This is a genomic window from Streptomyces sp. NPDC097129 (assembly GCF_055668065.1).
Window position 1 is genome coordinate 1 of sequence record NZ_JBVOQE010000125.1, and the last position, 1,023, is coordinate 1,023.

The 1,023-nt window shown below is 62.3% G+C and carries 1 protein-coding gene; it reads right to left on the minus strand.

Annotated features, from left to right (window positions below; genetic code table 11):
• The coding region (locus tag AC0B9F_RS38575) for a DoxX family protein (RefSeq protein ID WP_472010530.1) at positions 1-744 on the minus strand (744 nt) is incomplete at its 3' end.
• Between the last annotated feature and the right edge of the window lie 279 nt (positions 745-1,023).

A 1,023-nucleotide genomic window follows, 5' to 3' on the forward strand; every position in this document is an offset into this window, starting at 1 on the left:
CTCACGTGCGGTCTCGGCCAGTTCGGAGCCGCGCTTCTGCGCTACTTCGAGGATGTCCGGGCCGCGTTCTTTGGCGACCTCTCCGAATTCCGCGGCTCGCTTGCTCGCGATCTCCGCGAACTCGGAGCTGCGCTCCTTGGCAAGTTCGAGCCAATCCGTGCCGTGTGCCTTCGCGGTTTCGGCAAGCTCGGAACCGCGTTCGGACGCCACCGACAGAGCATGCTCGACGCGATCGCTCGTGTGATCGGTCTGCGATGCGACCAATGGAAGTGCTGCGGCGATAGACGCCTGGGCTTTCTTCGCGGCGCGACGGCCGCGCCAGCCGAGCGACGGCTTGCCCTCGGTGTCGACGGAGGCGATCATCAGTCCGCCGAGCAAGCTGACGTTCTTGATGAAGTTTGTGCGCTGCATCGCTCGCAGTGACGGATCGGTTTCGTTCCAGAAGTCGTGACCGGCAAGCGTGGTCGGTACCAGGCTCCCCGCGAGCACCAACGACGCGAGGCGCGGCGCCTTGCCGGTGGCCAGCAGGGCACCGCCGCCGATCTGGACGGCGGCGTTGATCTTGACGAGTGTTTCCGGATCAGCAGGCACCTTCTGCGTCACTGCTCCTGGCAGCGTCTCGACGGATTTGTCGATCAGCGGTGACGCTTTGGCTGCTCGCTGAGCAGGGTTGCGCAAAGCATCGATTCCCCCGGCGATGAAGATCGTGGAAAGCAGTGGACGAGCAATTCGACGTACCAGCATGTTTCAAGCCTTCCAGAGTGAATGCGACATTCGGAGATAAACACTCTCCGCGGGGCCTCCCGGCAGGTTGCCCAGCTGCACTGAACTCTGTCGACAGGCACCCTCAAACGTGGAGGTGGGATGTGCCCAGTACCTCTCTTACAGGAGGAGGCGATCCCGGTAGTGGTGCATCATCATGGGTCGAGCAAATTAGGTACCCGCGCGAGCCAGATGTCCCAGGCGAGGGTTAGGCCGAGGTATATAGGGTGTTAATACCAAACTTTTCGACCGCCCACAGCG